Origin of the sequence: Novosphingobium lindaniclasticum LE124 (assembly GCF_000445125.1) — a bacterium.
Taxonomy (GTDB): Bacteria; Pseudomonadota; Alphaproteobacteria; order Sphingomonadales; family Sphingomonadaceae; genus Novosphingobium; species Novosphingobium lindaniclasticum.
Genome location: NZ_ATHL01000127.1, coordinates 108,856 through 114,855, shown reverse-complemented (window position 1 = coordinate 114,855; position 6,000 = coordinate 108,856). Strand labels below are relative to the sequence as shown.

At 63.1% G+C, this 6,000-nt stretch carries 5 protein-coding genes and 1 pseudogene; all 6 read left to right on the top strand.

Annotated features, from left to right (window positions below):
* A pseudogene (locus L284_RS0124805) lies at positions 1-207 on the top strand (1-deoxy-D-xylulose-5-phosphate reductoisomerase); the annotation flags it as partial.
* Positions 208-237: 30 nt separating this feature from the next.
* Positions 238-1,623, top strand: coding sequence for an RIP metalloprotease RseP (gene rseP / locus L284_RS43065; protein WP_021235639.1), 1,386 nt, complete (start codon positions 238-240; stop codon positions 1,621-1,623).
* A 157-nt stretch (positions 1,624-1,780) separates the two neighbouring features.
* Positions 1,781-4,420 carry an outer membrane protein assembly factor BamA gene (bamA, locus tag L284_RS43060; protein ID WP_021235638.1) on the top strand — a complete coding sequence of 880 codons (2,640 nt, stop codon included), beginning with the start codon at positions 1,781-1,783 and terminating at the stop codon, positions 4,418-4,420.
* Positions 4,420-5,025: an OmpH family outer membrane protein gene (locus L284_RS43055; protein WP_021235637.1), complete on the top strand. Its 606-nt coding sequence runs from the start codon at positions 4,420-4,422 to the stop codon at positions 5,023-5,025. Before bamA ends, L284_RS43055 begins: the two co-directional genes overlap by 1 nt.
* Before the next feature lie 19 nt (positions 5,026-5,044).
* A complete protein-coding gene (gene fabZ, locus L284_RS43050) occupies positions 5,045-5,497 on the top strand; it encodes a 3-hydroxyacyl-ACP dehydratase FabZ (RefSeq protein ID WP_021235636.1) in 453 nt (150 codons plus the stop codon).
* A gap of 118 nt (positions 5,498-5,615) precedes the next feature.
* Entirely contained in the window at positions 5,616-5,843 is a 228-nt protein-coding gene (gene rpmE, locus L284_RS43045; RefSeq protein WP_021235635.1) for a 50S ribosomal protein L31, read from the top strand.
* Positions 5,844-6,000: the final 157 nt, after the last annotated feature.

The window sequence follows — 6,000 nt, the reverse complement described above, 5'->3', positions numbered from 1 at the left end:
GGCGGCATACCCGCCGTTCTCAACGCCGCCAACGAAGTCGCCGTTGCCGCGTTTCTAAGCGGTCAGATCCCGTTCACCCGCATCGCCGCACAAGTGGAGGAGGTGCTCGAAGCCTATTCGCCCCCCGCGCCGTCCTGCCTGTCGGACGTACTGGCGGTTGACGACGAGGCGCGAGCGAGGGCAAGCATGTTGGCCGGGACTGCGTGACTTCACGCGGTCCGAAAAGGATTCCCTGATTTGACCGGATCGCCCAATCTGCTGACGACGATCTTCGCATTCCTGCTGGTGCTGGGGCCGCTCGTGCTGATCCACGAGCTTGGTCACTATCTCGTCGGCCGCCTGTTCGGCGTGAAAGCCGATGCCTTCTCCATCGGCTTCGGCAAGGAGATCGCCGGGTGGACCGACAGGCGCGGCACGCGCTGGAAACTGTCCGCCCTGCCGCTGGGCGGGTACGTGCAGTTTGCCGGTGACATGAATCCGGCTTCGGCACCCAGCGCCGGGGAGGATGGCCTTACTGCGGAAGAGCGTTCGCATACGTTCCATGTAAAGCCCTTGTGGCAGCGGGCGCTCATCGTCTTCGCCGGTCCGCTGACGAACTTCGCGCTTTGCGTTTTGATACTCGCGGGCTTTGTCTATGCCCACGGACGGCTCGTTGCCGAACCGGAGGTCGTCGGCTTCTCCGAGACTTCGGCAGCGCGCAGCGCCGGAATGAAGATCGGCGATCGGATCACGGCGATCGACGGCAGTCCGGTTGCCAGTGTTACCGACATCCCCGAGCATACCGTCTACTTCCCGGGCAAGACGGTGAATGTCACCGTTCAGCGCGAAGGCCGAACGGTGGTGCTGCCGGTCAAACTGGCCAACGAGGAGGTCAGCGACAATTTCGGCAACAGGGCGCGCATCGGCGATATCGGGCTCGATTTCGCGGTGCCGGTGGTCAGTGGGATCATGGACGATTCTCCCGCCGAGCACGCGGGGATGAAAGTGGGCGACCGGATCGTCGCCCTGGGCGAGACGTCGATCGACAGTTTCCGCGAAGTGCCGCCGCTGGTCATGCCGAAGGCCGGCGCGAAGACCACGGTCACGGTCCTGCGCGAAGGCGAGGCCCATGTTCTGCCGATCACGATCGGCAGCGCGGTCCAGAAGGATGAGAAGGGGCAGTCGGTCACCGTAGGGCGGATCGGTGTCGAATCGGGGTTCGGCCGGCTGGAGCCGGTGGGGCCGATCGAGGCCCTGGGCATCGGCGTCGATCGCAGCTTCGACCTGATGGGCACGATCGTCACGGGAATCCGCCAGATCATCACGGGCGATCGCTCGGTTCGGGAACTGGGCGGACCGATTAAGATCGCCAAGTATTCGGGCGAGCAGTTCTCTCTCGGCTGGGAGCCGTTCGTCGGCTTCGTGGCGATGATCTCGATTAACTTGGCATTCATCAATCTCCTGCCAATTCCTGGCCTCGACGGCGGGCACCTGGCTTTCTACGCAGCCGAACTGGTTCGTCGTAAGCCCCTGGGACTGCGCAGTCAGGAATGGGCGATACGGACCGGGGTGGCACTGGTGCTTGCCCTGATGCTGTTCGTCACTGTCAACGATCTGGCCTCGCTCCCTATTTTCGGGGGATAGCCGGGAGAATTCGTCAGCCATCACATGTCCGCCGGGATTGGCTGCTTGATTGGACGTCGTCCATCGGGCAGATGGGCGCGATTACCCGTCGTCATGACGGGAAGCCTGGCGGGTCGGTCGAAGTCCTCGCGAAAGCGAATACAGGAATTTGCGTAGAATGATCGGATTGGAAATGGGTCGCCGCACTGAAGCTCGCCGTGCGCCTCAGCTTGCCATCGTGCTTCTGGGATCGACGATCCTGGCGGGTGCGCCCGGTATCGCTCTGGCGCAAACTGCGGCCGCCGCGCCCCCCGTTTCGACTCCCGCGCCCGAGGTAGGCGAAACCATCCAGACCATCCAGGTGACGGGCGCGGAGCGCCTGGAGGCGCAGACCGTCCTGTCCTATATCCAGCTGCGTGTCGGCCAGCCCTATACCAAGGCCGCCGGCGACGCCGCGCTGAAGGACCTCTACGGCACCGAACTGTTCTCGGACGTGCAGGTCAGCAACGACAAAGGCGTCGTGACCATCCAGGTCAAGGAAAACCCGGTCGTCAACCGCATCATCCTCGAAGGCAACAAGCGCATCAAGGACGACAAGATCCTGCCCGAGATCAAGGTCTCTCCGCGCCAGATCTTCACACGCTCCAAGATCCGTGCCGACGTGGCCCGCATCATCGAGCTGTACAAGCGTCAGGGGCGCTACGCCGCGACGGTCGAGCCGAAGATGGTCATGCTCGACCAGAACCGCGTGGACATCGTCTTCGAGATCACCGAGGGCGACAAGTCCAAGGTCCGCCAGATCAACATCCTTGGCAACGAGCACTTCTCCGACGGCGAACTGCGCGGCCAGATGGTGACCAAGCAGGCCCGCTTCACGCGCCTGTTCAGCTCGGGCACCAGCTACGATCCCGACCGCATGGCGTTCGACCAGCAGAAGCTGCGCCAGTTCTACCTGACGCAGGGCTACGCAGACTTCCGTGTCGTTTCGGCCGTGGCCGAGCTGACGCCGGACAAGAAGGACTTCATCATCACCTACGTGGTGGAGGAAGGTAAGCGCTACAAGTTCGGCGACGTGAAGGTCGAAAGCCAGCTGCGCGACTTCGACGGCGAGAAGCTGGCCAAGAACCTCGCCCTCAAAAAGGGCGATTGGTACAACGCCAAGCTCGTCGAAGACACGATCGAAAGCCTGAACGATACCGCCGGTGCCTTCGGCTACGCCTTCGCCGACGTGCGCCCGCAGTACGATCGCGACAAGGAAAACCTCACCATGGGGCTGACCTTCGTGATCCAGGAGGCCCCGCGCGTCTATGTCGAGAAGATCGACATCAACGGCAATACGCTCACCCAGGACAAGGTCATCCGCCGCGAGTTCCGTCTCGCGGAGGGCGACGCCTTCAACTCCCTGCAGGTGAAGCGCTCCACCAACCGCATCAAGTCGCTCGGTTACTTCCAGGAGAAGTTCGAGGTCGAGCAGAAGCCCGGCACCGCCGAAGATCGCATCGCCCTGGAAGCCAATGTCGAGGAGAAGCCGACCGGCGAACTCCAGCTCTCCGCCGGTTTCTCCAGCCTTGAACGCTTCATCTTCCAGGCCTCGATCCGCCAGCGCAACTTCCGCGGTCGCGGCCAGACGGTGGGCCTGTCGGGCAGCTATTCGTCCTACTCCAAGTCGATCGAAGCCAGCTTCGTCGAGCCGTATCTGTTCGACAAGAACGTGTCGCTGGGCGTCGATATCTATCGCCGTGACTACAACAGCTTCAACTTCGCGAACTCCGATCGCAACACGACCTACGAACAGTCGACCACCGGCTTCCAGGTCCGCGCCGGCGTGCCGCTGACAGAATACCTCACGGCGATCGGTCGTTATACGCTCAACTACGACGACGTGACGCTGGGCAAGGGGACCTACTACTCGATCGATCAGAACGGCGATTATACCTGCGATCCCATCCGCGCCGGTCGCTATCTCTGCGACGCCATCGGCAAGCGGTTGAGCTCAATCCTCGGCCTGTCTGTGGTCTACGACAACCTCGACAACCGCATGCGTCCTACACGCGGGGAGACAATTTCGCTCAACGTCGATCTGGCCGGCCTCGGCGGCGATGTGAACTACTACCGCCTGCGCGGTAATGCGGCGAAGTACTGGCCGCTGGGCAAGGGCTTCATCTTCTCGATCCAGGGCGAGGGCGGCCTGATCAAGGGCTGGGGCGGCGATGACATTCGCCTCACCGACCGCTTCTACTTGGGCGAGCCGCAGATCCGCGGCTTCGGCATTCGCGGCGTCGGCCCGCGGGTCGTCCGCCAGTATTACACGGCGGATGCCAACAACGAATACACAGTCAAGGGCCAGGATACAGACGACGCTCTGGGCGGTCGCTACTACTACATGGCGCGTGGTGAGCTCGAGATTCCGCTGGGATCCGGTGCCCGCGAGATGGGCCTGCGTCCCTCGATCTTCGTCGACGCGGGCGCCGTCTGGGCGATCAAGTCGCCGCAGTTGAACCAGTGCCATACCGGGCAAGGCTGCTTCGTCGGTCAGCGCGACGCCAACGGAAACCAGTATTATCTGGATGCCAATGGCGCTCTGACGACCAATGCCGTCGATCCGGTTACGCTTCAGCCCAACACGATCCAGGGCTCGTACACCAATTTCACCGAAACCTTCCTGGGCAACACCTGGAAGCCGCGCGTGGCGGTCGGTTTCGGCGTAAACTGGAACTCGCCTTTCGGACCGTTCCGCATCGACATCTCCAAGGCGCTGCTCAAGTACGACGGCGACAACACCAAGACCTTCACTTTCAACGTGGGAACTCAATTCTGATGAACATGCTTCTCAAGTCCGCCGCTCTGGCCTCGGGCCTGGCGTTTGTCGCTCTGGCCCAGCCCGCGCTGGCGCAGGCCGTACCCGCGTCGAAGGTCGCCGTAGTCGATCTGGACCGCGTCGCGCGTGAGTGCAACGCGTGCAAGACCGCCAACCAGGCGCTGCAGCAGCAGATCCAGGCCTTCGAAGCGCGTCGCAACCAGCTCCAGACCTCGCTGCAGCCCGACGCGCAGAGCCTGGAAACCGCCGTCAAGGCGCTGAACGGCAAGCAGCCGGACGCCGCGCTGCAGACCCGCATCCAGGCCTATCAGCAGAAGGAACAGCAGGCCGGCCAGGAGCTCCAGGGCCAGCAGCAGCAGATCCAGCGCAACCAGGCCTATGTCGGCCAGCAGATCCAGGCGCAGCTGCAGAACCTCTACAAGCCGGCGATGCAGAAGCGCGGCGCGAATGCCCTCGTCGAAGTCGGGCAGACCCTGGCCTACGATCCTTCGCTGGACATCACCAGCGACGTGCTGACCGCTCTGAACGGCGCGCTGACCACGATCAACACGACCGCTCCGGCCCCGCAGCAGCAGCAGCCGGCTCCGGCCGCTTCGGGCCGCTAAGGCAAGCGACGGCAGGGCCATGAGCGAGCCGACCGAGTTCGTCTACGACACAGCGAAGATCCTTGCGGCCCTGCCGCATCGTTATCCGATGCTGCTGGTCGACCGGGTGGTCTCCTTCGATGAGAACGAGATCCACGCGGTAAAGGCCGTGAGCTTCAACGAGGACTTCTTCCAGGGCCACTTTCCGGGCCGTCCGATCATGCCGGGCGTGCTCCAGATCGAGGCTCTGGCGCAGGCGGCGGGAATTCTGGCGATCGAATCGCTGGGTCTCGCCGGCACCGGCAAGCTGGTCTACTTCATGGCGATCGAGGAAGCGAAGTTCCGCAACCCCGTGACCCCGGGCAACCTGCTCGACCTTCGTGCCGGCTTCGTCCAGAAGCGCTCGCGCGTCTGCAAGTTCTGGGGCAAGGCCGCGATCGGCGACAAGGTGACCTGCGAAGTGAACTTCACCGCCATGATCGCGGACGCCTGACACCACCAGGAAAGCGCGCTTTCGTCTCTACCCTTGCTTTTTCGGGGGTGTCGAGGTAAGGGCGCCGCTTTCCGAAGCAGGCCGGTCGGAACCGGCCATATGCGAAGAGAGACAAGACATGAAGGCCGATACGCATCCCGACTATCACATGATCACCGTTCAGATGACCGACGGCAGCACCTTCCAGACCCGCTCGACCTGGGGCTCGGAAGGCGACACGCTGGTCCTCGACATCGATCCCACGTCGCACCCGGCCTGGACGGGCGGCAAGGCCCAGCTGCAGGACGGCGGCCGCGTTGCTCAGTTCAACAAGCGTTTCGGCGGTCTTTCGCTCAAGAAGAACTGAGCGAAGACAGCTTCGAACACGAAGAAGGCGGTCCTTGCGGGCCGCCTTTTTTGTTGCGCGCGGTATAGGCAGCGGCCGAAGGGGCAGGAGCCTCAGTCTTGCGGGCGGCGTGTCGCCTGTGCCATGTCCCTTTCGGCCGTTGATATTCGGAGCCAAA